Source organism: Catenuloplanes japonicus (assembly GCF_000717135.1).
GTDB classification, from domain to species: Bacteria; Actinomycetota; Actinomycetes; order Mycobacteriales; family Micromonosporaceae; genus Catenuloplanes; species Catenuloplanes japonicus.
The window spans coordinates 31,322-56,166 of sequence record NZ_JNXY01000035.1 but is presented as its reverse complement, the minus strand read 5'-3'; the positions used below and the strand labels follow the sequence as shown (position 1 = coordinate 56,166).

At 72.4% G+C, this 24,845-nt stretch carries 24 protein-coding genes; 11 read left to right on the top strand and 13 right to left on the bottom strand.

The window, feature by feature from the left end; all coding sequences use genetic code 11:
• Window positions 1–150 precede the first annotated feature (150 nt).
• Window positions 151–1,227 carry a Gfo/Idh/MocA family oxidoreductase gene (locus OP04_RS39495; RefSeq protein WP_033345102.1) on the top strand — a complete coding sequence of 359 codons (1,077 nt, stop codon included), beginning with the start codon at window positions 151–153 and terminating at the stop codon, window positions 1,225–1,227.
• On the opposite strand, the gene OP04_RS39490 is transcribed toward OP04_RS39495, so the two are convergent.
• On the bottom strand, window positions 1,208–2,335 hold the full coding sequence (locus tag OP04_RS39490) for a S1C family serine protease (protein WP_085067139.1): 1,128 nt from the start codon (window positions 2,333–2,335) through the stop codon (window positions 1,208–1,210). The genes OP04_RS39495 and OP04_RS39490 overlap by 20 nt on opposite strands.
• Window positions 2,336–2,420: 85 nt before the next feature.
• On the bottom strand, window positions 2,421–3,269 hold the full coding sequence (locus OP04_RS39485) for a hypothetical protein (RefSeq protein WP_033345101.1): 849 nt from the start codon (window positions 3,267–3,269) through the stop codon (window positions 2,421–2,423).
• A gap of 49 nt (window positions 3,270–3,318) precedes the next feature.
• Between OP04_RS39485 and OP04_RS39480 the strand changes: the two genes are divergently transcribed.
• The 6 genes from OP04_RS39480 to OP04_RS39455 all read left to right on the top strand — a co-directional run bounded on the left by OP04_RS39480 (window position 3,319) and on the right by OP04_RS39455 (window position 9,444).
• On the top strand, window positions 3,319–3,597 hold the full coding sequence (locus OP04_RS39480) for a DUF1707 SHOCT-like domain-containing protein (protein ID WP_198154144.1): 279 nt from the start codon (window positions 3,319–3,321) through the stop codon (window positions 3,595–3,597).
• A 30-nt stretch (window positions 3,598–3,627) separates the two neighbouring features.
• Window positions 3,628–5,172, top strand: a complete 1,545-nt coding sequence (aceB, locus tag OP04_RS39475) for a malate synthase A (RefSeq protein WP_332309705.1) — start codon at window positions 3,628–3,630, stop codon at window positions 5,170–5,172.
• Window positions 5,173–5,249: 77 nt separating this feature from the next.
• Window positions 5,250–6,440: a DUF6986 family protein gene (locus tag OP04_RS39470; protein ID WP_198154143.1), complete on the top strand. Its 1,191-nt coding sequence runs from the start codon at window positions 5,250–5,252 to the stop codon at window positions 6,438–6,440.
• Window positions 6,441–6,516: 76 nt separating this feature from the next.
• Window positions 6,517–7,836, top strand: a complete 1,320-nt coding sequence (gene allB / locus OP04_RS39465) for an allantoinase AllB (RefSeq protein WP_033345174.1) — start codon at window positions 6,517–6,519, stop codon at window positions 7,834–7,836.
• The gene (alc, locus tag OP04_RS39460; RefSeq protein WP_033345099.1) at window positions 7,833–8,834 is read left to right on the top strand and encodes an allantoicase; all 1,002 of its coding nucleotides are present in this window, start codon (window positions 7,833–7,835) and stop codon (window positions 8,832–8,834) included. Before allB ends, alc begins: the two co-directional genes overlap by 4 nt.
• A 73-nt stretch (window positions 8,835–8,907) precedes the next feature.
• Window positions 8,908–9,444 (top strand): hypothetical protein, encoded by a 537-nt coding sequence (locus tag OP04_RS39455; RefSeq protein WP_033345098.1) that lies wholly within the window; start codon window positions 8,908–8,910, stop codon window positions 9,442–9,444.
• 150 nt (window positions 9,445–9,594) lie between these two features.
• Here the strand turns inward: OP04_RS39455 and OP04_RS39450 are convergent, their stop codons facing one another.
• The 3 genes from OP04_RS39450 to OP04_RS39435 all read right to left on the bottom strand — a co-directional run bounded on the left by OP04_RS39450 (window position 9,595) and on the right by OP04_RS39435 (window position 13,125).
• A complete protein-coding gene (locus OP04_RS39450; RefSeq protein ID WP_033345097.1) occupies window positions 9,595–10,083 on the bottom strand; it encodes a CAP domain-containing protein in 489 nt (162 codons plus the stop codon).
• Between the two features lie 125 nt (window positions 10,084–10,208).
• Window positions 10,209–12,098, bottom strand: a complete 1,890-nt coding sequence (locus tag OP04_RS50605; protein ID WP_157240980.1) for a bactofilin family protein — start codon at window positions 12,096–12,098, stop codon at window positions 10,209–10,211.
• Between the two features lie 28 nt (window positions 12,099–12,126).
• Window positions 12,127–13,125 carry a coiled-coil domain-containing protein gene (locus OP04_RS39435; RefSeq protein WP_033345096.1) on the bottom strand — a complete coding sequence of 333 codons (999 nt, stop codon included), beginning with the start codon at window positions 13,123–13,125 and terminating at the stop codon, window positions 12,127–12,129.
• A gap of 239 nt (window positions 13,126–13,364) precedes the next feature.
• Here OP04_RS39435 and OP04_RS39430 point away from each other — a divergent pair, with 239 nt between their 5' ends.
• Entirely contained in the window at window positions 13,365–14,117 is a 753-nt protein-coding gene (locus OP04_RS39430; protein WP_051799775.1) for a maleylpyruvate isomerase family mycothiol-dependent enzyme, read from the top strand.
• Window positions 14,118–14,229: 112 nt separating this feature from the next.
• Here OP04_RS39430 and OP04_RS39425 read toward each other — a convergent pair whose 3' ends face one another.
• From OP04_RS39425 to OP04_RS39405, 5 genes are all read right to left on the bottom strand, one after another.
• The gene (locus OP04_RS39425) at window positions 14,230–14,460 is read right to left on the bottom strand and encodes a PspC domain-containing protein (protein ID WP_033345095.1); all 231 of its coding nucleotides are present in this window, start codon (window positions 14,458–14,460) and stop codon (window positions 14,230–14,232) included.
• A 169-nt stretch (window positions 14,461–14,629) separates the two neighbouring features.
• Window positions 14,630–15,244 carry an FMN reductase gene (locus tag OP04_RS39420; RefSeq protein WP_033345094.1) on the bottom strand — a complete coding sequence of 205 codons (615 nt, stop codon included), beginning with the start codon at window positions 15,242–15,244 and terminating at the stop codon, window positions 14,630–14,632.
• Entirely contained in the window at window positions 15,241–16,350 is a 1,110-nt protein-coding gene (locus OP04_RS39415) for an LLM class flavin-dependent oxidoreductase (RefSeq protein WP_033345170.1), read from the bottom strand. The genes OP04_RS39420 and OP04_RS39415 overlap by 4 nt, the downstream gene beginning before the upstream one ends.
• Window positions 16,351–16,552: 202 nt before the next feature.
• Window positions 16,553–16,789: a hypothetical protein gene (locus OP04_RS39410; RefSeq protein WP_033345093.1), complete on the bottom strand. Its 237-nt coding sequence runs from the start codon at window positions 16,787–16,789 to the stop codon at window positions 16,553–16,555.
• A 195-nt stretch (window positions 16,790–16,984) separates the two neighbouring features.
• Window positions 16,985–17,800, bottom strand: a complete 816-nt coding sequence (locus OP04_RS39405) for a transglutaminase-like domain-containing protein (protein ID WP_033345092.1) — start codon at window positions 17,798–17,800, stop codon at window positions 16,985–16,987.
• Window positions 17,801–17,840: 40 nt separating this feature from the next.
• Here OP04_RS39405 and OP04_RS39400 point away from each other — a divergent pair, with 40 nt between their 5' ends.
• Window positions 17,841–19,055: a phosphotransferase family protein gene (locus OP04_RS39400; protein WP_033345091.1), complete on the top strand. Its 1,215-nt coding sequence runs from the start codon at window positions 17,841–17,843 to the stop codon at window positions 19,053–19,055.
• Window positions 19,056–19,138: 83 nt separating this feature from the next.
• Here OP04_RS39400 and OP04_RS39395 read toward each other — a convergent pair whose 3' ends face one another.
• Complete coding sequence (locus OP04_RS39395; RefSeq protein ID WP_033345090.1) at window positions 19,139–19,543, bottom strand: PLD nuclease N-terminal domain-containing protein; 405 nt, start codon at window positions 19,541–19,543, stop codon at window positions 19,139–19,141.
• A gap of 189 nt (window positions 19,544–19,732) precedes the next feature.
• Here OP04_RS39395 and OP04_RS39390 point away from each other — a divergent pair, with 189 nt between their 5' ends.
• Window positions 19,733–22,051: a putative bifunctional diguanylate cyclase/phosphodiesterase gene (locus OP04_RS39390; protein ID WP_051799774.1), complete on the top strand. Its 2,319-nt coding sequence runs from the start codon at window positions 19,733–19,735 to the stop codon at window positions 22,049–22,051.
• Window positions 22,052–22,060: 9 nt separating this feature from the next.
• Here OP04_RS39390 and OP04_RS39385 read toward each other — a convergent pair whose 3' ends face one another.
• Window positions 22,061–23,602: a phospholipase D family protein gene (locus OP04_RS39385; RefSeq protein WP_033345089.1), complete on the bottom strand. Its 1,542-nt coding sequence runs from the start codon at window positions 23,600–23,602 to the stop codon at window positions 22,061–22,063.
• A 128-nt stretch (window positions 23,603–23,730) separates the two neighbouring features.
• Here OP04_RS39385 and OP04_RS56605 point away from each other — a divergent pair, with 128 nt between their 5' ends.
• Window positions 23,731–23,853, top strand: a complete 123-nt coding sequence (locus OP04_RS56605) for a hypothetical protein (protein WP_269746733.1) — start codon at window positions 23,731–23,733, stop codon at window positions 23,851–23,853.
• A gap of 9 nt (window positions 23,854–23,862) precedes the next feature.
• Here OP04_RS56605 and OP04_RS39380 read toward each other — a convergent pair whose 3' ends face one another.
• Window positions 23,863–24,831, bottom strand: coding sequence for a pirin family protein (locus OP04_RS39380; protein ID WP_033345088.1), 969 nt, complete (start codon window positions 24,829–24,831; stop codon window positions 23,863–23,865).
• Window positions 24,832–24,845: the final 14 nt, after the last annotated feature.

Genomic DNA, 24,845 nt, shown 5'->3' with positions numbered 1-24,845 from the left:
GACCGGTGCCCGCGGGAGCATGCGGACCGCAACCACCCGCGAAGTGGGAAGAAAAGGTTGTGGATCTTAAAGGTGTGGCGGGTCCGGGAGCGGGCGACGTGGTGAGGGCCGGGCTCGCTGAACTCGGCGGTATGCGAAACGGTAGGGGGCATGACTCTGTCTTTCCGCGCGGATACGACGTTCGCGCTCGTCGGCTTCGGGTTCCGGGCCGCCACGCTGCACCGGGTCGCGACCGGCCTGGAGGGGGTGCGCTGCGTGGGAGCGGTCGTCAGGTCACCCCGGGAGCTGCCCGTGCCGGCCTACGACTCGCTCGACGCCTGCCTGCGCGAGGCCCGGCCGGACTTCGTGGTCACCGCGGTCCCGCCGTCGCAGAACCCGGCGCTGATCCGGGCGTGCGCGGCCCGCGACGTCCCGGTGCTGGCCGAGACGCCGCCCGCGCCGGACCTCGCCACGCTGCGCGCCCTCTGGGCCGACGTGAGAACCGGCCGCGTGCAGGTCGCGGAGCAGTACCCGCTGATGCCGGCGCACGCGGCTCGCGCGGCCGCGGTCCGGTCCGGGATCATCGGGACTCCCACGCAGGTGCAGGTCTCGTCCACGCAGCTCTACCACGCGGTCGCGCTGATCCGTGGGCTGCTGGGTGCGGGCGGCGCGCCGGCGGTGGTGCGCGCGAGCCGCACGGAGGCGCCGCTGCTGCACCCGCTGGACCGGGCGGGCTGGACCGGTGAGACCGCGCCGCGCACGGCCGTCACCACGATCGCCACGCTGGACTTCGGCGCGGCCGGGTCCGGGCTCTACGACTTCACGACCGGGCAGACGCGCAATCTGCTGCGGTTCCGGCGGTTGCTGGTCCGCGGCACGCACGGTGAGCTGCGTGACGACGAGGTCGTGCACCTGACCGGGCCGCGCGGGATCGCCCGGACGTCGTTGAGCCGCCGGCAGAGCGGGCACGATCTGGACCTGAACGGTTTCGACACCGAGGCGATCACGCTCGGCACGGAGGTGGTGTGGTCCAACCCGTATCCCGGCCGCCGCTGGAACGACGACGAGATCGCCACGGCCGCGCTGCTGGAGGCGACGGCCGCCTGGACGCGGGGCGAGGGACCGCCGCCCTATCCGCTGGCGGAGGCCGCGCAGGACCACCTGATCGGGCTCGCGATCGAGGAGTCGGCGCGCACCGGCGCGCCGGTCACCACCACGGCGGAGGAGTTCAGCCCTCGGCCGCGATGAGCGTCTGCGCGACCTCGGAGGCGCGCTCGATCGGGATGGCGAAACCGATGCCGATCGAGCCGCCGCCCTCGAGCGTGGCGATCGCGGTGTTCACGCCGATGACCTCGCCGGTCGAGTTGACCAGCGGGCCGCCGGAGTTGCCCGGGTTGATCGGCGCGTCGGTCTGGACCGCGGTCTGGCGGGTGGCGCCCTCGCCGCCGAGCCGGACCCGGCGGTCGACCGCGCTGACGATGCCGGAGGTGACGCTGCCGGAGAGACCGAGCGGCGCGCCCACGGCCAGCACGGTCTCGCCGACGCGCAGCGTGCTGGACTTGCCGATCGGGAGCGGTTCGAGCGCGTCGGACGGCGCGATCCGCAGCACCGCGATGTCGGTCTTCGGGTCCGCGCCGATCACGTCCGCCTCGATCGACTCGCCGTCCTGGCCGGAGACGGTGACCGTGACCGCGCCCTCGACCACGTGGTTGTTCGTGATGATGTGCTGCTTGTCGTCGATGATGAACCCGGAGCCGGAGGACGAGCCGTCGTCCGTGTTCACCTCGATCAGCACCACGCCGGCCAGCACCTGCTCGGCCGTGGTGGTCAGCTGCGCGCCGTCCGTGCCGACCAGCTGCGTGGCGGCGGAGTCGCCGGTCCGGTTGGTGGCGCCGGCGCGGTTCGCGCCGTACCAGGCCCCGGCGGTGCCGGCGCCGGCCGCGACGGCCACGATCAGCGCGCCGGCCAGCACGAAGCGGGAGCTGCGGCGGGGCTCGTCGTCCCGGTTCCGGGAGGCGCGCGGGGCGGGCGGCTGGTACGCGGGGGACGGCTGGTAGGTGGAGGTGCCGACCGAGGCCCACGGGTCCGGCGGGGCCTCCCAGGCCGGGGCGGAGGGGGCCGCCGCGGCCCACGGGTCGGACTGCGGCGCGTTGACGCGGGCGAACGAGCCGGTCGCACCGTACGCGGTGAACGAGCCGCTGGCCGACGCCGGCGGCTCGTAATCGTCGTAGTCGGTCTCCGGGGCCCGGCGGCGCCCCGCACGGGGCGGGGCGCTGTAGGGGTCGGAGTCGTAGGAGGGGCGCTGCCAGTCTCTGGAGCGAGTCCCGTACTCGTCGTCTCGCCCCAACGATGCCATTTACGCCTCCACGGTTCGTCCACCCCGTCGGGGGTAGATACGTGGACGGAGGCGATACGGCTCACCGTTGGGTAGGAAAGATTGTTCAGCCCGTGATCAGGCGGCCGATCGTGGTGAAGATATCGGCGTAGAACGTGCCGTTGACGTCGCGGAAGAGCGCGTACGGCTCGTCGGGGCTGCCGAAGAACGGTCGCAGCGTCCAGGCCAGCTGGGTGCCGACGAAGCCGAACAGCGCGATCCAGATGTAGAGCAGCGTCATGCTGGCGGGCCGCTGCCCGGCCGGGAGCTGGGGTGCCGGCGCGGGGTACGGGCGTCCGTGGGGGTCCCAGACGGGCGGTGCCGGCTCCGGGGCGGCCGCGACCAGCGCCGGCTCCTTGGCCTCCGACGCGACGAGCGCGTCCGAGGCGACGAGCGCGTCGGCCGCGCGGGCCACCTCGACCTGGTGCGCGTTGAACGCGGTCATGCCCGCGGTCAGGAACCGCAGCCCGACCACCGCGGTCAGCACCAGGATGCCCACGTTGAGCAGCTTGAAGAACGCGTAGCTGTTCGACGTGGTGAGGAAGAACAGGCTGATCGGCGCGAACGCGAGCGTCAGCACGGCGGTGACCGTGATCGGCACCATGATCAGCGTGACCGTCTGCATGACGGACAGCCGCGCGCCGAAGACCAGGTTGAACAGGTACAGCGTCGGCAGGCAGATGGCCAGCGTGGCCAGGAACAGCAGCGGGAGCTTCACGAACGACGTGAGCGCCTGCATCCAGCTGTTCGAGGCGCCGAGCACGACGCCGTAGAGCGCGAAGCTGAGCGACGAGCTGGCCAGCATCTGGAGACTGATCCCGCCGAGCCCGCGCTCGTCGATGATCTGACGCCACACGCTCTCGCGGTCGCGCAGCAGGCGCTCAATGATGAGCAAACCGCCAGGAGGGTTCGACATCGGCTGAGGCTACATCGACGGGGCAAGCCGTAGGGGGCATGATGTGGCCGTGACCGATCCACTCCTGCGCGCCTCGGACACGGACCGCCGGCGCGTGGTCGCCGATCTCGAACGGCACACCGCGGCCGGGCGCCTCACGCTGGACGAGTTCACCTCGCGGGTCGACGCCGCGCTCGCCGCGCGCACCCACGGTGACCTGGGGAACGTCGTCGCGGACCTGCCGGCGGAGACGACGTCCGGCAACGAGAGCCGGCATCTGGTGATCGCGTTCGTGGTCGCTGCCGTAGTCGTCTCACTCCTCGCGGTGATCGTTTCGATATACCGTTAGGACCCACCGCCACACGCCCCTAGTGGAGAGATCATGACCGAGATCCTCACCCCTGAGGCCAGGGAGTTCGTCGCCGACCTGCACCGGCAGTTCGCGGACCGCCGGGACGAGCTGCTGTCGCTGCGGGCGTTGCGCCGGGCCGAGGCCGCGCGCACCGGCAGGCTGGACTTCCTGCCGGAGACCGTGGACGTGCGCGAGGGCGCGTGGACCGTGCCGGCCGCGCCGCCGGACCTGGCGGACCGCCGCGTGGAGATCACCGGGCCGACCGAGCGGAAGATGACCATCAACGCGCTCAACTCCGGCGCGAAGGTGTGGCTGGCCGACCTGGAGGACGCGAACACGCCGCACTGGGACAATGTGATCGGCGGGCAGGTCAACCTGTACGAGGCGGTGCGCCGGACGATCTCCTACGACTCCCCGGAGGGCAAGCACTACGCGCTGGGCGAGGGGCCGTACCCGACGATCGTGGTCCGCCCGCGCGGCTGGCACCTGGACGAGCGCCACCTGCCCCGCGAGGACGGCAGGCCGGGCGTGGGCGCGCTGACCGACTTCGGGCTGTACTTCTTCCACAACGCGCAGGAGCTGATCGAGCGCGGCTCCGGGCCGTACTTCTACCTGCCCAAGATGGAGTCGCACCTGGAGGCCCGCCTCTGGAACGACGTGTTCAACCACGCGCAGGACCACCTCGGCGTGCCGCGCGGCACGATCCGGGCGACCGTGCTGATCGAGACGATCCCGGCCGCGTTCGAGATGGACGAGATCCTGCACGAGCTGCGCGACCACGCCTCCGGGCTGAACGCGGGCCGGTGGGACTACCTGTTCAGCATCATCAAGTACCTGCGGGTGACGCTGCCCGACCGCGCGGCCGTGACGATGACCGCGCCGTTCATGCGCGCCTACACGGAGCTGCTGGTCGCGACCTGCCACAAGCGGGGCGCGTTCGCGATGGGCGGGATGGCCGCGTTCATCCCGTCCCGCCGGGACCCGGAGATCAACGCGGTCGCGTTCGCCAAGGTCCGCGAGGACAAGGAGCGCGAGGCCGGCGACGGTTTCGACGGCTCCTGGGTGGCGCATCCGGACCTGGTCGCGATCTGCCGGGAGATCTTCGACGCCGCGCTCGCCGGTAAGCCGAACCAGCTGGACAGGCAGCGCCCCGAGGTCTCCGTGACCGCGGGCCAGCTGCTCGACGTGGCGGCGACGCCGGGCGACGTGACGGACGCGGGCGTGCGCGGCAACGTCGAGGTCGCGCTGCGCTACATCGAGGCGTGGCTGCGCGGCAACGGCGCGGTCGGCATCCACCACCTGATGGAGGACGCGGCCACCGCGGAGATCTCCCGTTCCCAGATCTGGCAGTGGATCCACCAGGGGGTACGCACGGCGGAGGGCACCCCGATCACGGCCGAACTGGTGCACCGGCTGGAGGACGAGGTGCTGGCGGAGATCGCGGAACAGCTCGGCGACGCCGGCTACAAGGACAGCCGCTTCGACGACGCCCGCGCGCTCTTCGAGCGGGTCGCGCTGGCCGACGATTTCGCGGACTTCCTTACGGTCCCCGCATATGAGTTGATTGACTGACGCTGCCTGGTGATGCGCTTCTTGCATCGCCGGCAGCGTGCCCTTTGGTCTTTCACCTGAAGCACAGGGGGGTACGTGTGGGCCGGCTCGACGCAGACCTCGACGACGAACTCGACGCACGGCTGGCCGCGGTGGATCTGCACCTGCGGCACCGCTACCCCGGCGACCCGGGCGGCCGGCAGCCGGTCCACACGGTCTACGTGCCCGCCGACCGCTGGCACGCCGGCCTGCTCCCGGCGTGGGGCGCGGCCGCGCTGGACGCGTTGAAGGCCGCGCCCGCGCTGCCCTACGACGAGGCGCTGCACGCGCGCGTCACCGCGAAGCTGGCCCGGGAGCCGATCGAGGATCTGCGGATCGACTTCGAGGACGGCTACGGCATCCGCGCGGACGACGAGGAGGACGCGGCCGCGGAGGCCGCCGCGAAGGCGCTGAGCGTGGCCGAGGCCGTGCCGCCGTTCGTCGGCGTCCGGGTGAAGTCGATGGAGTCGCACACCCGCCGGCGCTCACTCCGTACCCTCGACGGTTTTCTGGATGTCTGGTTCTCCGAGGACCGGGTGAGGCTGCCGGACAACTTCGTGGTCACGCTGCCGAAGGTGAGCGACCCGGCGCAGGTGGCCGCGTTCGCGATGGTGTGCGGGCGGCTGGAGGTGGCCTACGGGATTCCCGCCGGTGGCCTGCGGTTCGAGATCCAGATCGAGACGCCGCCCGCGATCCTGGCCACGGACGGCACGGCCACGGTCGCCCGGATGATCACGGCGGCGGACGGGCGGTGCACCGGCCTGCACTACGGCACCTACGACTACAGCGCCGCGGCCGGCATCGGCGCGGCCTACCAGAGCATGGACCATCCGGCCGCGGACCACGCGAAGGCGGTCATGCAGGTCGCGGCCGCCGGCACCGGCGTGCGGCTCTCCGACGGCTCCACCAACATCCTGCCGGTCGGCACGGACGCGCAGGTCGCGGCCGCGTGGGCGCTGCACGCGCGCCTGGTCCGCCGCTCGCTGGAACGCGGCTTCTACCAGGGCTGGGACCTGCACGCGGCGCAGCTGCCGACCCGGTACGCGGCCACCTACGCGTTCTTCCGGGACGGCGCCGCGGCCGCGCACGACCGGCTCGCCGCCTACCTGGACCGCCGCGACACCGGCATCCTGGACGAACCGGCCACCGCCCGCGCGCTCGCCGGGTTCCTGCTGCGCGGGCTGCGGTGCGGCGCGCTCGACGCGGCCGACGTGGGAGATTTCACCGAGGACCGGCTCACCAGGCTGTGACCGGCGGCGGGCTTGAGAAGATGTGACGACCTGTGATCAGCGCCGATCTCGGTCCGAGACCGACCTGGAGGCGGAGTTGACGGATTTCGACCTGGTCGTCCGTTCACGGCGGACGATCACCCCGGACGGAGAGCGCCCCGCCGCGGTCGCGGTGCGGGACGGCAGGATCGTGGAGGTCGCCGCCTACGACGCGCCGCTGACCGCGGCGCGCGAGGAGGATCTGGGCCGGCTCGTGCTGCTGCCCGGCCTGGTGGACACGCACGTGCACGTGAACGAGCCGGGCCGCACCGAGTGGGAGGGCTTCGGCAGCGCCACCCGGGCCGCGGCCGCGGGCGGCGTCACCACGATCATCGACATGCCGCTGAACTCGTTGCCGCCGACCACCACGGCCGACGCGCTGGAGATCAAGCGGAAGGCCGCGGCCGGGCAGGCCCGGGTGGACGTCGGCTTCTGGGGCGGCGCGGTGCCGGACAACCTGGCCGACCTGCCGTCGCTGCACGAGGCCGGCGTGTTCGGCTTCAAGGCGTTCCTGATCGACTCCGGCGTGCCGGAATTCCCGCCGCTGAGCCCCGCGCAACTCAAGGCGGCCTTCTCAGCCGTGAATGCGCTGTTCCTGGTGCACGCGGAGGACCCGGAGTCGATCCTCGACCACGGCTCCTCGGCCAGCTACGCCGACTTCGTGGCGTCCCGGCCCCGGACGGCGGAGAACACCGCGATCGCCCGGGTCGTCGCGGCCGCGCGGCAGACCGGCGCACGCGCCCACATCCTGCACCTGTCGTCGTCCGAGGCGGTGCCGCTGATCGCGGCCGCGAAGGCCGAGGGCGTGCGGATCACGGCCGAGACCTGCCCGCACTACCTGGCGCTGAGCGCGGAGGAGGTGCCGGACGGCGCCACCCAGTTCAAGTGCTGCCCGCCGATCCGGGACGCGGCGAACCGGGACGCGCTCTGGGCCGCGCTCGCGGACGGCGTCATCGACATGGTCGTCTCCGACCACTCGCCGTGCACGCCCGAGCTCAAGCACGCGGAGACCGGCGACTTCGCGGCCGCCTGGGGCGGGATCGCGTCGCTGCAGCTCGGCCTGCCGATCGTCTGGACCCAGGCCCGCGCGCGCGGCCACTCGCTCGCCGACGTGGTGCGGTGGATGTCGGCCAACCCGGCCGCGCTGGCCGGGCTGGGCACGAAGGGACGCCTGAGCGCCGGTGCGGACGCGGACCTGGTCGTGTTCGACCCGGAGGCCGTGCAGCGCGTCGACAAGTCCCGGCTGCAGCACCGCAACCCGGTCTCGCCGTACCACGACAAGACGCTGACCGGCGTGGTGCTGGGCAGCTGGCTGCGCGGTGTGCCCACGGTCGGCGAGCCGGCCGGACGCCTGCTGACAAGGGAGGGAACGGCATGAACGACCTGCCCGACCTCGCCGCCCGCGCGTTCGGGGGCGGCGTCGTCCACGCCAGTGACGAGTTCTTCGCGTTCGCGGCCGACCTGATCAACGACCACGCGCCCGCGTTCACGCCGCAGAGCTTCGGCGCGCGCGGCCAGGTCTACGACGGCTGGGAGACGCGCCGGCGGCGCCCGCGCGGCATCGGCGACGACCACGACCTCGCGATCGTGCGGCTGGGCGCGCCAGGCGTGATCCGCGGCCTGGTGATCGACACCGCGTTCTTCACCGGCAACTACCCGCCGGCCGCGTCCGTCGAGGCGACCCGGATGGCCGGGCACCCGTCGCCGGCGGAGCTGATCGACGCGGACTGGACGCCGATTCTGACCCGGTCCGCGCTCAAGGGCGACACCCGCAACGTGTTCGAGACCGGCGGCGACGACCGCGTCTGGACGCACGTGCGGCTGCGCATCTACCCGGACGGCGGCGTGGCCCGGCTGCGCGTGCACGGCGAGGCGGTGCCGGACCCGGTGCTGCTGCCCGAGGTCTTCGACCTGGCCGCGGCCGAGAACGGCGGCACGGTCACCGCGTGCAGCAACATGTTCTACGGCTCCGCGCCGAAGATGCTGCTCCCCGGCCTGGCCCGGTCGATGGGCGAGGGCTGGGAGACGTCCCGGCGCCGCGACGACGGCAACGACTGGGTGCTGGTCCGGCTCGGCGTGCCCGGCCGCATCCAGCTCGCCGAGATCGACACGTCGCACTTCAAGGGCAACGCGCCCGGCGAGTTCCGGCTGCGCGGGATTCCCGACGGACGCTTGGACTCGCCCGCGGACTGGGTGGAGCTGCTGCCGCTGACCCGCGCGCAGCCGGACACCCGGCACCGTTTCCCGGTCAGCGACGCGCCCAAGGTGACGCATGTGCGACTCGATGTGTACCCGGACGGGGGCGTGGCACGGTTGCGTCTGTGGGGCAGCATGTCGGAGAAGCAACGGCGCCGGCTGGCGGAGCGGCACTGCTGAGGTTCGTACGCCTGTCGGGTAGGTTCTCAGGGTCCGCGTTCCATGCGGCCTTTTTGAAGGAGCAGCTCACCCTATGGGTAAGAAGACCGTCCACGTGTCCGACTTCAGCGGCGCCGTGATCGGCGACGACGCTGACGTGGTTCGCATCGTCGTGCTCGAGCACCCCGACCTGATGACCGGGCCGGTCCAGCTCGAGGCGCTCGCCGCCGAGGTGGAGAGCATCGATGACGCCGCGCTGGACGTGGTGGTGGTGGACATCTTCGACGCGCACGGCGACGGCGAGGCCCGGCGGGTCACGCTCAACGCCAGCGAGTTCGACGCGCTCGCCACCGGCACGCCGATGGGCGAGGTCCTGAAGACGGCGGAGCGGGTGAAGCCGCCGAAGCAGGCCCGGAAGGCGCCGGCCGACAAGCTCGACTACGCGACGATGGAGCACGCGGGCAAGCCGCACCGGGGCAAGACCACGGACGAGGAGGCGGAGCTGGTGCGCGACAACCTCGACAAGATCAACGAGCGTCTCGCGACCGAGGGCCTCCGCATCGTCGACCCGGCCAACCCGGAGCACGCGGCCCGCTACGGCTTCCCGGAGCCGGGGCCTCTTGAGGTCTAAAAACCACTAAAAGCGGATATTCCCGCTTTGTGGGTGGTTGCGGTCCGCATGCTCCCGCGGGCTTGCAGTCCCGTCCGGGGCACGTTTCACACACCTGATGGGCGAAAGGCCCCGGGGCGGCTCTCATCGCCCCGGGGCCTTTCACGTCTACTACTTGCCGAACTCCTGGGTCCAGTACAGGACACCCTTGGCGTTGCGGGCCGCGCCGACACCGATCAGCGTCGACTTGCAGTTCATGATGTTCTTGCGGTGGCCGGGGCTGTTCAGCCAGGCCTGCACGACCGCCTTGGCGTCCTTCTGGCCCCACGCGATGTTCTCGCCCATCGCGGTACCGGTGAAGCCGGCCCGCTTGCCCCGCTTGACGAAGTTGCTGCCGTCCGGGCTGGTGTGGCTGAAGAACTTCTTGTCCGCCATCTCCTTGCTGAACGCCTGCGCCGACGTCGTCAGGTGCGCGTTCACGGCCAGCTTCTTGCAGCCGGACTTGACGCGGGCCTCGTTCGTCAGCGACACGACCTGGGACTCGAGCGTCGTCGTCGGCGTGGCGGCGGACGCGGCGGTCGCCGGGGCGACGAGCGTCATGCCGATGGCGGCGGCGGGGGCGAGAACGGCGAGGGCGGCCTGGCGAACGAGCTTGCGCAAGAGGATCTCGTCTCTGTCGGTGCGGCGTGTGTCGCTTACACCTGTTCATTCGGCCGCCCGCCCGGACGGCTGACGAATCGACCGGTTGCCCTCCTGTGAGCCGTCGGTTTCAGAACGGGTAGCGGTCAGCTTCGCCGCAGTGACCTGGTCAGCGCGGCCGCGATCGTGGTGGCCAGGATCCAGCCGGCCGCGACCAGGAGGAACGACAACCACAGGAACCGTCCCGCGGGTACGAACGCGGTCTGCTGCCCGAAGTCGACCAGCGGCAGCAGCACGTCGAGCGTGTAGACGACCGCCTGGAACTCCGGCGCCTTCTCCGGCTCGGCCGCCCGCGGCGGGTGCGACGCGTACGCGGCCGTGCCCAGCCCGAGCAGCACCACCAGCCAGACCGCGGCCAGCAACGGCCGGTAGCCGTACCCGACCGTCACGTCCTGCAGCACACCCCAGACCCGCGCCGGCCAGCCCGAGGCCCGGGTACGCGCCCGCTGCCGGGTGAGCAGCACCGACCGCGCCGCGTCGTCGTCCCCGGAGGCCCGCAGCGCGGCCGCGAGCTGCTCGTACGGCTGCCGCGCCGCCTGCTCCGGATCCCGCGCCAGCCACGCGCGCCGGTCCGTCTCGGTCGCGGCCGGCTCCAGCGTGTCGTAGGTGAGCCCGGTCAGGCGCAGCACCGCGGGCCAGTTGCCCGGATCGTCGCGCAGCAGCCCGGCGTGCACGTGCCGCAGATCCACCGGCCCGGTCACGGACGTCATCCGGATCCGCAGCTCCGGCGCCCGCAACCGCCACAGCCGCAGCGCGGAGCTGTCCGCCGGTGGCGCGTCGAGCGCGGCCGCGTTGAGGCAGAGCAGGCTGCCGACCTGCCCGTGCGCGAACGCCACCTGCCCGTGCGCGGTGAACCCGTCGCAGAGGTGCACCACGCTGGCCGCGGTGACGCCGTTGAGGCACAGCGCGATCTCGCCCGGCCGGGACAGCGTGGCGCCGCGGAACCCGACCGCGCCGTTGAGCTGCGCGTTCTCCAGCCAGACGCTGCCCTCGACGACCGTCTCCCGGGCGTCGAGCGTGCCGTTGAGCGTCAGTGACTCGCCCAGCACCGCCAGCTCGCCCGGATGCGACAGCCGGGCCTCCCAGAGCGCGAACGTGCGGTTGATCTGCGCGTGCCGGCACCGCACCTGGCCACTGATCGTGGTCCTGGCGAGGAAGAGGCCGCCGTCGAGCGTGGCGGAGTCGACCCGCAGCGCGACCCGGCCCGGATTGGTGATCGTGGTGTCGGTGAAGCTGACGATGCCGCTGATCCGGCTGTGCCACATCCGCACCTCGCCGCCGAACTCGGCGCCGCGCGCGAAGAACCCGCCCTCGACCACCACGCTGTCCGCGGCCAGCACGCCGTGGTCGCGCGCGATCAGGTGGTGCGGCTCCGGGATCGACTCCGGCGCGGACGGTGGCGCGATCCGGGCCCGGTCCAGTTCCAGGTCGCCGGCTATCCGGCCCTGGGAGACGACCACCAGGCCCTCGATGTCCGCGCGCCCGGCCGCCAGGTCGCCGCCGAGCGTGATCCGCTCCGCGTGCAGCGCGGTCCCGGACGACCGCAGCCGGGCCTCGGCGAGCACCAGGCCGCCGCTGATCCGCGCGCCGGCCAGGCGCAGCACGCCGTCGATCCGGGCGCCCTTCAGCTTCAGGTGCCCGTCCACGGTCACGTTCGACGCGTGCAGGCCGGGCATCGAGGACCGGGCGAAGCTGGTGAAGCCGAGCCGCGCCCAGTAGAGCACCGGCATCCGCGCGAACTCGCAGTCCTCGAGCTGGATCGGCGCGTCCACCTGCGCGAACCACAGCGCGAACTCGCCGGTGATCCGCGCGCCGGACAGACGGAGCGAGGCCCTGGCCCCGGGCGCCGGCGCTTGTGCGCCGAGCAGCAGCCGGGTCAGGACCTCGCCGCGAACCTCCCGCTCCCCGTCCGGATCCGCCGTGACCAGCGCGCCGGTGGGGAACGCGTCCCAGAGACGTTGCTCGAGCACATTCACGCACTCATGATCGTCCCTGGACGCAAACCTAGACGATCGACATGTGTACGTGGTCCTCGTGCGTGCTGTCGCCCACGTACGCACTCCAGCCGGTGGCCGGGAACCACACCTGCCTGTTCCAGATCACGTAGAGGATGCCGAGCGCGTCCGCGTTGCGTACCAGGAACGCCATCAGGTCGTTGCCGTACTTCAGCTCGTCGTCGGTGTCCCACACCGAGAAGCCCTTGGTCTGCAGCGACCAGTCGCAGGCGCGGCCCTTCGGGTGCTCCCAGATGTCACCGGTGCGGAAGCAGCCGACGAACCGGTTGAAGCCCGCCTTCTTCACCTCGTTGTACGCGTGCAGCGTGCGCGGCGTCAGGCAACCGCTGGTGGTCGGGTCCTGCTGGCTGCAGGTCTCCGACGGCCAGCCGCCGCTGCTGGTGCGCGGTGCCGCCGCCGCCTTCGGGGAGGACGCGGTGACCAGGCCCTTGGTGGTGACGTTGCCGCCGACCAGCGCGAGCGCCTTCTCCGCCTCCTTCTTCTGCTTGTCGATGACGGTGAGCGCCTTCTGCTCCTCGTCCACCTCCGCGTCGAGCTCGCTCTTGGCGCGCGCGATCGTGTCCTTGGCCTCGAGGTAGTCGTGCAGCTGCGCGTCGTTGTGCGCGGACAACTCGTTGAGCGAGGTCATCCGGCCGAAGAAACCGGACGGGTCCGAGCTGGCCAGCATCAGGCTGGGGCCGGTGAGGCGGCCCTGCCGGTACTGCTCCGCGGCCATGTTGCCGACCTGCTGGGACAGCCCGTCCAGCGCGCCCTGCGCGGTGTCGAGCTCCTTCTGCAGCTCGGCCTGCTTCTTCTTCGAGTTGTCCAGCACGGCCTTGGCCTCGAGGTACCGCTTACCGCTCGACTCCAGCACGGCGCCCAGGGTCTGGTCACCGCCGTCGTCCGGGCTCGGCTCCGCGCTCGCGGGGGACAGCGGCGCGGTCAGCAACGCGACCGCGGTGGCGATCGCTGCGGCCGCAGCGGCACATCGACGACCGAGTGGGGTCATCAGAACGAATTCCTCTCGTCGTGCTGGGAAGCCCTCGCGGCGGTGGGGACCGCCTTTCCCTGGTCTTACGGAGTCGGGGGCGGGGCGGTTCGATTCCGCCGGGCCCACGAGAAGAGCGTCACGGCAAAGAAGAGTACGTCACCGAGCGGACGACGGCGAAGGTCAGGGCGGCACCTCCACGCACCGTGACCAGGAAAAGGCGGTGCGTTCCCGGCCGTACCCGATAGCGTCTCCGGTCTATGCGAACCGAACGATTCGAAGAGTGTCTGGCCGCGGACGCGGCGCGCCTGCGGGAGGCCGTCGCCGGGAACCCGGCCGCGCCGGTGCCCACCTGCCCCGGCTGGACCGTGACCGATCTGGCCGAGCATGTGACCAATGTCTACCGGCACAAGACCGAGATCATGCGCTCCGGCGCGTTCCCGGAGGACTGGTCGCCGACGCCGGAAACCGGTGACCCGCTCGCCGGCTTCGACCGGGCGTACGCGGAGCTGGCGGGGGAGCTGGCCGCGCGCGACCCGGAGGAGTCCGTCCCGTCCTGGTACCCGGCCGATCAGACCGTCGGCTTCTGGGCACGGCGGATGGCGCACGAGACCGTGATCCACCGGGTGGACGGCGAGCTGGCCGCCGGGCTGCCCCGCGCGCCGATCCCGGCGGACCTGGCCGTGGACGGCGTGGACGAGGTGCTGGTCCGGTTCCTGGAGCACGGCTCCCGGCACTGGCCGGACGACTTCGGCGACGCGCTGACGCCGCTGGACGGGCGCGCGGTCCGGGTGACGACCACCGCGGGCGGGTCCTGGCTGGTGCTACTGACGCCGGACGGTGTGACCGTGACCACGGACGACGCGGGCGAGGCCGCGGCCACGGTGACCGGCGACCCGGAGACCGTGCTGCTGTGGCTGTGGCGGCGCGGCGGCCCGGACGGGCTGACGTTCGGCGGCGACACCGCGCTGGTCGACGTGCTGCACGAGCTGATGGCGAAGCCGACGCTCTGAGCAGACGGAGACGCCGCCCGTCCCGGCACCCGTCCATCGTGCGGCGCGCGGGGTGCGGGCGGGCGGCGTTCCGCCGGCCGGGCCAGGGGAGACGTGGCCGGCCGGGGTCAGGTCACAGGCCCGGGTAGGCGTCGTCCTCGCTGGGCATCAGCAGCCACAGCACCGGGTAGATCAGGAGCTGGCTGCCGGGGATGACCAGCAGGACCAGCACGAAGAGCAGTCGTGCGACGTTGGCGTCGAGTCCGAAGCGCCGTCCCAGCCCGGCGCAGACGCCGGCGAGCAGACGGCCCTGGCGGGGCCGGACCAGGCCCTGACTGCGAAGAGTGGTGTGCACGCTTGCCATCTCGGATCACTCCGTCTCATCTACTCGCATAACCCGGACGACCGGAACGCGATGCCAGAACCGGGCATCACGCTCCGGTCTTCTCCAAGACTCCTCCCGGCGAAGCGCTGTGACATCGGGGAACGACCTGAGGTGTCCCCCGATGTCCCAGCTCAGGGTAGGGACAGCCCTACCCCAGCAGCTGGTCGAACGACGGCGCCGAGGCGAACGGGTCGGCCACCGTGACCGGCTCCCGCGCCGCGATCAGCGCGGCCATCTCGCCGGCCGCGCGGTCGACGCGGGTGGCCAGGCCCTGGTGTGCCTTGCCGCCACCGGTGCCCCAGTCCTCCGAGGCCGCGTAGACGCCGGTCGGCACCACCACGGACCGCAGGTAGGCGAAGAGCGGCCGGACCGCGTGCTCCAGCACCAGCGAGTGCCGGGGCGTGCCACCGGTCGCGCCGATCAGCACCGGCTTGTCCGCCAGCGCCTCCTCCTCGACCACGTCGAAGAACGACTTGAACAGGCCGCTGTACGACGCGCGGAAGGTGGGCGTGACCACGATCAGCCCGTCCGCGGCCGCGATCGCGTCCAGCACCTCGCGGAGCGCGGTCGGGGCGAAGCCGGTCAGCGTGTTGTTCACGACGTCGTGCGCGTGGTCGCGCAGCTCGACCGTGCGCACCTCCACGTCCTCGCTCCGGGCCCGCAGCGCGCGGGCGGTGGCGGTGGCGAGGTGGTCGGCGAGCAGCCGGCTCGACGAGGGCTGGCTCAGTCCCGCGGAGACGACGACCAGCTTGCGGGCGGTCATGACTGCACCTCTTCCAGGACATCGGTCTTCGAGGCCGCGGCGGCCGCGACCATGGAGGCGTGCGTGGGCGCGTCCGGCACGTGCGCGGGGCGGCCGATCGCGTACTCCTTGCGCAGCACCGGCAGCACCTCCTCGCCGAGCAGGTCCAGCTGCTCCAGCACGGTCTTCAACGGCAGGCCGGCGTGGTCGACCAGCAGCATCATCCGCTGGAAGTCGCCGAAGTGCGTGCGGTAGCTGAGCAGCCGCTCGATGATCTGCTCCGGGCTGCCCACGGTCAGCGGCGTCTCCCGGCTGAAGTCCTCCAGCGTCGGGCCGTGGCCGTAGACCGGCGCGTTGTCGAAGTACGGCCGGAACTCCTTGACCGCCTCCTGCGAGTTCTTCCGCATGAAGATCTGGCCGCCGACGCCGACGATCGCCTGGTCCTCCGCGCCGTGACCGTAGTGCGCGAACCGCTTCCGGTAGAACTCGATCATGCGCTTGGAGTGGTCGAACGGCCAGAAGATGCCGTTGTGCAGGAAGCCGTCACCGTAGTAGGCGGCCTGCTCCGCGATCTCCGGGCTGCGGATCGAGCCGTGCCAGACGAAGGGCGGGACACCGTCCAGCGGCCGCGGCGTGGACGTGAAGCCCTGCAGCGGCGTGCGGAACTTGCCCTCCCAGTCCACGACGTCCTCGCGCCACAGCCGGCGCAGCAGCCCGTAGTTCTCGATGGCGAGCGGGATGCCGGCCCGGATGTCCTTGCCGAACCACGGGTAGACCGGGCCGGTGTTGCCGCGGCCCATCAGCAGGTCCACCCGGCCGTCCGCCAGGTGCTGCAGCATCGCGTAGTCCTCGGCGATCTTCACCGGGTCGTTCGTGGTGATCAGCGTGGTCGCGGTGGAGAGGATGATCCGCTCGGTCCTCGCGGCGAGCCAGCCGAGCATGGTGGTGGGCGACGACGGGACGAACGGCTCGTTGTGGTGCTCGCCGGTGGCGAAGACGTCGAGCCCGACCTCCTCCGCCTTGAGCGCGATCTGCATCATCGCCTTGATCCGCTCGTTCTCCGTGGGGGTCCGCCCGTTCGTCGGGTCGGTGGTCACGTCACCCACGGAAAAGATCCCGAACTGCATCGGCATTGGTCCCGCCTCCGTCGTCCCTGCTGGTTCTTTCAAATCTTAACTATTACGTCGGCAAGTAACCAGGGCGGGTGGCGGAGTATTCCTGGCCGGCACGCTCACGCCGAGACGCGGCTCACACCACAACCAGAAGATCATCAGGGGGTACGGGGGTGAGCGCCCGCCCCCGGGCCGAGCTGCCCCGGGGCGGGCCATCTCATCTGCGCACCGGCAGCGCCCGTTCGCGAAGGTAGATCTCGCGAACCGCTCCCGCGTCCGTGGAGGCGCGGCGGCACAGCCCGCGCACCCGGACCCAGGGCTCGCCGTCGAGCATCACCCGTTCCAGGATCTGCTCGATGACGATCGACAGCGGACCCACGCCGAACTTGTAATCAGTGTCCTTCAGCGCGAGCTCGTCGCCCGGTCGCAGCCGGGGTCTGGGGTTGCCGGTCATCGGGCCGCCTCCGGAAGCGCGGCCCATCGGGTGAATCGGTGTGGCACGTCCACGTTCCCTCCGTCGAATGACGGAGCACGTGTGTCTTTCGCAAGGTGGTTCGACTCGCGAGGGACATCCTGCCGGACGCGGGGCCTGCTTCGCTGCCGTGCCACCCGCGCGGCGTACCCCCGGCGGCATGTGATCTTCGATTGTTCAGCGCAGCGAGGCCTGCGCCTGCGGATCGTCGCCCGGGAGGTCGCCGTCGGCCACGGCCAGGATCTCCATGTGCGTCATGGTCAGGCCGCCGCCGGACAGCAGCGTGGAGAACGCGACGTCGGCCGCGTCCCGGCCGGTCGCGATCCGGATCATCGAGGCGCGGGGTGCCAGGCCGGTCGCGTCCACGATCCGCCACACGCCGTCCACCGCGACCTCGCTGACCAGGTGGAAGTCCATCGGCGACAGGCCCGGCGCGTAGACGGCGGCGACGCGGGCCGGCAGGCCGGACGCCCGGGTCAGCGCGGTCACCAAATGCGCGTAGTCGCGGCAGACGCCGGCGCCGGCCAGCAGCGTGTCCGTCGCGTCCGTGGTCGCGTTGCTCACCGGCTCGTAGCGCAGGTGGCCGCGCACGAAGTCGGTCACGTCGCGGAGGATCTCCGCGTCCGTGCCGCCGAACATCCGCGCGGCGAAACCGCCCATCCGGTCCGACGGGCAGTAGCGGCTCGGGCGCAGCGCCTGCACGCGCGCGGGCGCGGACACCCGGCGCGGCGGCGCGGACTCCCGCCGCACGGCCGCGGCGTAGTGCACCCGCAGCGCGCCCGGCTCCGCGCGGACCAGGTGCTGGCGGCCGCCGTGGTGCGACGCCGGGACGACCTCGGCACCGATCTCCGCGCCGTCGCGCGTGACGGACAGCTCCTCGTCCGCGTGGACGGCCCGGCCGGTGGTCACGGCGATCTGGAACACGAACTCGGAGGGAGTATCCACTGTGTATTCGAGCGTGCAGGCGACGCGGCCGCCGTCAGGGGTGTCCACGGCGCTCACCGTATCGGAGCGTCGGATAAGTTCACCGGTCATGTCCCGCCACGTCACACTCGTGCTGGTCGACCGGTCCGGCGCGGTCCTCGGCGCGCTCCCGCCGTTCGAGGTCCCGATGCCCTGGTGGCAGGAGGTGGCCGACGTGGTCGACGGCGCGCGCCAGCACTACGGCGTCGACGTGACCGTGCTGCGGCTGCTCCGGGCCTCGCGGTCCGCCCCGCACGGCGGCGACGTGGTCTACGCGGCGGAGCTGCGCGGCCCCGGCACACCGTCCATGGTGGACGCGCCGGCGCCGCTGCCCGGCGACGGTGCCCTCCGCGCGCCCTGGGCCGACGCGGGCGGCCCGGCCGCGACGCTCGACTGGGCCGCCGGAAGGCTGGCCGGGCGCGGGCGGCTGGTGGTCCGGTCCGTGCAGCAGCGCGCCTGGAACCTCTCCGCGGTCTGGCGGCTGGAGACGGTCTCCGCGGCCTCGCCCGCGCCGGTCGCGACGCCGGAGCCGGTCGACATCGCGCGTGAGCCGGTCTGGGTGAAGCAGGTGCCCGCGTTCTTCGCGCACGAGGCCGCGGTGCTGCGCTGGCTCGGCGACGCGCTGCCCGGCACCGGGCCCGCGCTGCTGGCGGACGGGCCGGACGGGCGGATGCTGCTGGCGCACGTGCCGGGCGACGAGCGGTACGCGGCCGGCGCGGCCGAACGCGACGCGCTGGCCGCGGACCTGCACCGCGTGCAGCTGCGGGCCGTGCCGGACGTGGAACGGCTGATCGCCTCCGGCGTGCCGGACCTGCGCGCCCCCCGGCTGGCCGCGCGGGTCCGCGCGGTGGTGGCGGCGCACGCGCCGGACGACCCGGCGCTGACCGCGCTCGCGGACGGGCTGGACGCGCGGCTGGCCGCGGCCGCGGAGTGCGCGCTGCCGGACACGCTGGTCCACGGCGACCTGCACCCCGGCAACGCGATCGGCGGCCGGGACGCCCGTGTGATCATCGACTGGGGTGACTCGTTCGTCGGGCATCCCGCGTTCGACGTGCTGAGATTGGCCGACGGTGACGCGTCGCTCATCGAGTCGTGGGCCGCGCGGTGGCGGGCGAGCGTGCCCGGCTGCGATCCCGAGCACGCGGTGGCGCTGCTCGGGCCGGTGGCCGCGCTGCGGAACGCGGCCGTCTACGCCGGGTTCCTGGACCGCATCGAGGAGACCGAGCACCCGTTCCACGCCGCGGACGTGCCCTTCTGGCTCGACGCGGCCCGCGCGCTGCTCTGAGCCGGCCCGCCGCTTCACACTAGCCTCCTAGGAAGCCATGGGCGACCGGTCCTGCACTGCCCGGCAGGCAGGACCGGTGACCGTCATTCCGAGGGTGGCGACTTCTTCTTCAGCTCCTCCTCGCGACGCTTCAGGTCCTCCTCCCACCTGCGGAGCAGATCCTCGTCCTCGCGGCGGGACCTGGCCAGGCTCCGGAGGAAGGCCGGATCGTCGTCCGGCGCGAGCGTGCGGGCCGGCCGCGGTCGCTCGGCCTCCGGGAAGCCGCTGCCCGGACGCCACGCGGCCCCGGAACCGGTCGCCGCGTGCTGCGGGCGGCCGGCCACGAACCAGATGATCGCGCCGATGGGGGAGAAGAGCAGGATGAGGAGGACCCACACGATTTTCGGCAGGTTGCGCACCGCGAACTCCTCGGTGGCGATGCAGTCGATGAGCGCGACGACCAGCAGCACCAGATTGAGGAGCGCGACGAGTCCGTAGAGGCGAATCACGCGGTCATTTTGCACGAACCGTCCGACAGTTTCGGCCCCACCGGAAAAGTAGGACCGTACGGACAAAACCTCAGCTCAGGCCATGTGTGATCGTCTCGGGACACAGCGTTGCCGCGGGTGTGTACCCGAACAGCTCATCTGGGGTTTTCCCCGGCCGATGACGAGGCTGAGGGAACCGGGAGGGCCGCGATGGGCGGGGGACGGGCGGCCGTCGTGCCGGGGCTGCGGCCTACGCCGCTCCTGGCCGGCGTCGTGCTGCTCGTGCTCTGGGCGCTCGTCTGGTTCGGCGCGACCGCGCTGTGGCACCCGTGGACGCCCGGTTTCGCCGGCTGGATCGCGCCGGTCGTGCTGCCGATGCTGGCCGCGGCCGCCTGCTGGCAGGCCGCGACCGCGGACGGGCAGAGCGTGCCCGCGCAGCGGTTCTGGCAGCGGTTCGGGCTGGCGTCCGTGCTGTCCGGCGTGGCCGCGGCCAGCAACGCCTCGGACCGGCTGACGATCGGGGACAGGCCCGGACCGCTGACGGTCTCGCTCTACCTGGTCGGCGTGGTGGTGACGCTGTGGGGACTGCTCGGGCTGCCGGTCGAGCGCGCCCGGCGGGCCGGCCTGCGGTTCGCGATGGACATGACGATCGTGCTGCTCGCGACCGGTCTCTTCCTCTGGTACGCCGTGCTGCGTCACACGGACGACGAGCCGCCGGCGATCGGCGGGCTCGCGTTCGTGCTGGTGCTGGCCGTGCTGGGCGTGGCTGGCCTGATCGCGTTCGCCAAGCTGACGGTCGGCGGCGTGGACGGCGTGGACCGCCCGGCGATGCGCGTGCTGGTCGCCGCGTTCGTGACCGGCTTGGCCTGCGGCGGCCTGTATCCGCTGCTGGAGGGCCGGCCCGGCCTGGACCCGGCGCAGCTGGCGCTGCCGGTGACGTACACGCTGGCGGTCCTCGCGGCGGACCGTCAGCGTCGTGCCGCCGGCGTGGACGGCGGCGTGCGGTCCCGGCGGGAGCCGTTCGGCCTGGTGCCGTTCGTGGCCGTCGGCGCGACCGGCGTGCTGCTGGTCTCGGTCAGCTGGGGGCACGGCGTGACCGGCGTGGTCGCGCTGGTGGCGATGGTGCTGACCGGCATCGTGCTGGCCCGGCAGCTGCTGGCGCTGGTGGAGAACGGCCGGCTGCTGCGCCGCGTCGACGCCAGCCTCCAGGAGCTGCGCCGGGTGCAGGAGGAGCTGACCACCGCGGCCACGCACGACGCGCTGACCGGGCTGGCGAACCGATCGCTGTTCGAGCGGCGCTCCCGCGAGGCGATGGACGTGCTGACCGGCGACCTGGTGCTGCACGTGGCGCTGATCGACCTGGACGACTTCAAGGGCGTCAACGACCGGCTCGGTCACGCGGTCGGCGACGCGCTGCTGACCGTGGTCGCGGAGCGGCTGCAGGGCTGCGTGCGGGCCGGTGACACGGTGGCGCGGCTGGGCGGCGACGAGTTCGCGATGGTGCTGGAGCACGCCACGCCGGAGACCGCGACCAAGGTGATGACCCGGGTGGCGGAGGCGCTGGGCGAGCCGGTCAGCGCGCACGGCCACGACCTGCTGGTCCGCGCCAGCGTCGGGCTGGCGCAGGCCGGCGTCGGGGACACGCCGGACGAACTGCTGCGGCGCGCGGACGTGGCGATGTACGCCGCGAAGGCCGCCGGCAAGGGCCGGTACGCGCACTACAGCCCGGACCTGGACGCGCACCAGGCCGCGGACGCGCAACTGGCGGCGGACCTGCAGCAGGCGATCGACTCCGCTCAGTTCGACCTGCTCTACCAGCCGATCGTGCGGCTGGCGGACGGCCGGTGGATCGGCGCGGAGGCGCTGGTCCGGTGGCGGCACCCGGCGCGCGGACTGATCAGCCCGGAGGAGTTCCTGTCCACCGCGGAGCGCACCGGCCTGATCGTGCCGCTCGGCGACTGGGTGCTGCGGGCCGCGTGCAAGCAGGCGGTGCGCTGGCGGGCCGCGCTCGGTGGCGACGCGCCCTCGATCGGGATCAACGTGTCGGACCGGCAGCTGCGCGAGGCCGGGTTCGCGTCCCGGATCGCGGAGCTGCTGCACGCGGCGGACCTGCCGTCGACCGCGCTGGCCGTGGAGATCACCGAGGCGACGGCGCTGAGCGGCGGTTCCGCGATCGCGATGGTGGGGGAGCTGCGGCGGCACGGCGTCCGGGTGATCCTGGACGACTTCGGCGCGGGCGCGTCGTCGCTGGACCTGCTGCGTACCGCGCCGGTCGAGGGGTTGAAGATCGACAAGGCGTTCGTGCACGGCATCGAGGGCGGTGCGGCCTCGCAGGAGTTCGTGATCTCGGCCGCGATGACGATGATCGCGGGCGGGCTCGGGCTGACCGCGTCCGCCGCGGGCGTGGAGACGGCCGGGCAGGCCGCGGCGCTGCGCGAGATGGGCTACGTCTCCGCGCAGGGCTACCACTTCGCGCCGCCGATGACCGCGGAGGACTTCACCCGCCACGTCGTTCCGGTCACCCGGTGATCACGCCGGTCACCAGGTGTTGGCGCGGCGGGCGCGCAGCGGGCGGCCGTCCGGGTCGTAGACCAGGCGGTACGCGGGCAGTGCCCACGCCTTGGTGAGCAGGCCCAGCTGTTCCGGCTTGTGCGGGCGCAGCCGCCCCGGAGGCCGTGGCCCGACGCGGCCGTCGGCGTGCCAGTCGTCCAGCCGCTGCGCCGAGGCGGTGATCGCCGCGATCGCGGAGTCCGCGTCCACCAGGTCGGCGTCGTCGCCGTCCGCGCGGTCCAGGTGCTCGCGCCACAGCCGCAGCCGCAGGTCCCGGGCGAACGCGCCGGTCTCGTCCAGCACCGCGCAGGAGAGCTCGCTGTCGTGGGTCCAGGACCGCCGGTTGAGGTTGTCGCTGCCGATGCTGGCCCACACGTCGTCCGTGACGCACACCTTCGCGTGCACGTAGACCGGGTCGCCGGCGTGGTTCTCCACGTCGAAGACGTGCACGCGCTCGCCGCCGGCGCGCTGGCAGACGGACAGTGCCTGCGCGCGGCCGACCAGGTTCGGCGGGAGCGAGAGCGCGCCGTCCACGTCCGGGTGGCGCGGGACGACCGCGACCAGGTGCAGGTCCGGGTTGTCGCGCAGCGCGTCCGCGAACAGTGCCGCGACCTCGGTGGACCACAGATACTGGTCCTCCAGGTAGATCAGCCGCCGGGCGCGCCGGATCGCCTTCGTGTAGCCGCGGGCCACCGAGCGTTCCCCGTCCGGCGCGAACGGATAACCCCTATCCAACGATAAATCCGGATATGTCCGGAGAACCTGGACCGCGTGCGGGCCGCACTCCGGCGGGTCCGGGAGCGGGTCGGGCAGCGTGTCCGCGTGCAGGTCGGCGCCGGACGCCAGGTCGCGGATCCAGGCCAGCGGGCTGCGTGAGTCCAGCGGGTGCGGGTCGGTCCAGCGCTCGCGGAACGTCAGGTCCAGCGCGCCGACGACCGGGCCGCGCAGTTCCAGCTGCACGTCGTGCCAGGGCGGATGGTCGCCGTAGTGCGGCGACATCCGTACCGCCTGCGGGTCTCCGTCGTGCGCGGCCGTGTCCCGGCGACTGTGGCACAGGTCGATGCCGCCGGCGAACGCCACATCCCTCTCCGGCGCGTGCGGGTGGCGGAGCACGACCAGCTTCTGGTGGTGGGAGCCGCCGCGGCGGACCCGCTGGTCCAGCAGCACCTCGCCGCCCGCGGCCGCGACCGCCTCGCCAAGGTGCCGGTTCTCCTCCTCGGAGTACTGGAGTTTGTCCAGGTGGGAGCGCCACATCAGGCCCTTGACGATCACGCCACGGCGGGCGGCGGCGGAGAACAGCTCCGCGACCGTGGGCCCGTCCGGGCGCAGCAGCTCGTCCGGGTCACCGCGCCAGTCGGTGAAGAAAAGGTGATCACCGGCCTCGAGCGCCTCTGTCTCCGTTACGAGGTGATCGAAGTAGGAATCTCCGTGAACAAGTGGTTCTGCGAGGTTGCCCCGGGACCAGGTGGGTATACGGCTTGACGGGTTGCCCCGTTCCGGCCCGGTGAGAAACCACTCCTCGACGTCCACGCGGCACCTCCGAGATCGACACGCACCCCCTGCTTATCCCCCCGTTCCACCTGGCACGAAACCAGGATCCGCCCCCGCCGGCCGCGCCCTACCGTTGGTGACGCAGCCGGGTCCTGAAGGAGAGACCGATGACGACCGAGACCATCACCACCGAGACCACCACCCCCGAGATCGCCTCCGAGCGCGGCCTGCTCATCGCCGTCCTGCTCATGGTGTCGTTCGGCACCGCCGCGATGTTCCTCATCGGCTGAGATCCGCTGCTAGCGCTTCCGGCGCGGCGCACCACCCGAGATCCTCTTCGCGGGTACGACGCCGAGCCGCCCCTTTTTCCAGTCCTCCCAGGCTGTGGCGAGCTCGGCACGGGTCGTCATCACGAACGGCCCGTGCATCGCCACCGGCTCGCCGATCGGGCGGCCGCCCATCACGAACAGCTCCAGCGGCCTGGGCCCTGAGGCCTCCGCACGCAGCGTGTCGCCGGTCCAGAACGTGGCCAGCTGACCGGAGCGCAACGGCCGCCGGTCCGCGCCGGTCGAGCCTTTCCCGGACATCGCGTAGATCAGCGCGTTGTGGTCGCGCCGCCACGGCAGGTCCAGCCTCGCGCCCGGCTGCAGCGTCACGTGTGCCAGCGTGATCGGCGTCTGCGTGCTCCCGGGCCCGCGGTGCCCGGCTATCTCGCCCGCGATCACGCGCAGCAGCCCGCCGCCGTCCGGCGTGGCCAGCAGCTTCGAGGCCTTTCCGCGGATGTCCTGGTAGCGCGGCGCGGACATCTTCTTCGTGCGCGGCAGGTTCACCCACAGCTGCATGCCGTGGAACAGGCCGCCGCTCATCACCAGTTTCTCCGGCGGCGTCTCGATGTGCAGGATGCCGCCGCCCGCGGTCATCCACTGCGTGTCACCGTCGGAGATCCGCCCGCCACCGCCGTGCGAGTCGCGGTGGTCCATGGTGCCGTCGATCATGTACGTGACCGTCTCGAAGCCCCGGTGCGGGTGCCAGGCGGTGCCGCGCGGCTCACCGGGCGCGTAGTCGACCTCGCCCATCTGGTCCAGGTGCAGGAACGGGTCCAGCTCGCTGTGCGAGACGCCGGCGAAGGCGCGGCGGACCGGGAAGCCCTCGCCCTCGTAGCCGCGGGGCGCGGTGGTCAGCCGGCGGACCTTGCGGACCTCGGCGGACGGGATCGGCGTGGGCAGGCGGGGGAGGACCAGGATGTCGGGCGGGGTGACGGCGGGCATGGGAGCTTCTTTCC